This window comes from Enterococcus eurekensis (assembly GCF_042654605.1).
Lineage (GTDB): Bacteria > Bacillota > Bacilli > Lactobacillales > Enterococcaceae > Enterococcus_I > Enterococcus_I eurekensis.
This window is the reverse complement of the sequence record NZ_JBHSGT010000077.1, coordinates 1-587: the sequence shown is the minus strand read 5'-3', so window position 1 is coordinate 587 and position 587 is coordinate 1. Positions and strand designations below refer to the sequence as shown.

Below are 587 nucleotides of genomic sequence, written 5' to 3'. Positions count from 1 at the left end.
GAGTAATCCGTTTTTGTTACCCCTGTTCTCAAGTTATCCGAAACGACCGTTTCAGGTATTCCTTGAAAAAATTCTAAGGCATGAATATGAGCCGTCAACCAGTTATCGGTTTTCATATCGTAAAACCCTTCGACATAGCTGTATTGACTGAATGGCCAAGTGGCTACGAAAATGTAGACTTTGATGTCTTCACCATTTTCACTGTTTTTAACGGATAACGTACTGCCTGCCCAATCCACTTCTAAGATTTCACCGGGTTTGCGATGAATAGGCATGGTTAATTTGTACTTCTTGCCGTAGTGCCCATATTTTTCACAAAACGTCCGATAAGCGTAAGGCATCTTGTTTTGAATCTTTGCCTCTTGTTCGTACTCTTTATGTAAGAGTTTGAGCGTGACATTCTTTTTGAGCAGTTCTTTATGGATATAATCCCAGTCGGGGTCGTAATACCCACGTTGATTAGCACTTTTCTCAGGGAATAGATAATCTTCCAACCAAGAATTGGTCATTTTTTCAGTAAGTTCTTCTAAGCCTTTGGCTTTTGCTTGATTCACCACCTCTCTAATTTTGTCTCTTGAATGCCCCGT

1 pseudogene is annotated in these 587 nt (G+C 40.2%); it reads right to left on the bottom strand.

Annotated features, from left to right (window positions below):
- Positions 1 to 554: pseudogene (locus tag ACFO3L_RS11470) on the bottom strand (IS21 family transposase); the annotation flags it as partial.
- Positions 555 to 587: the final 33 nt, after the last annotated feature.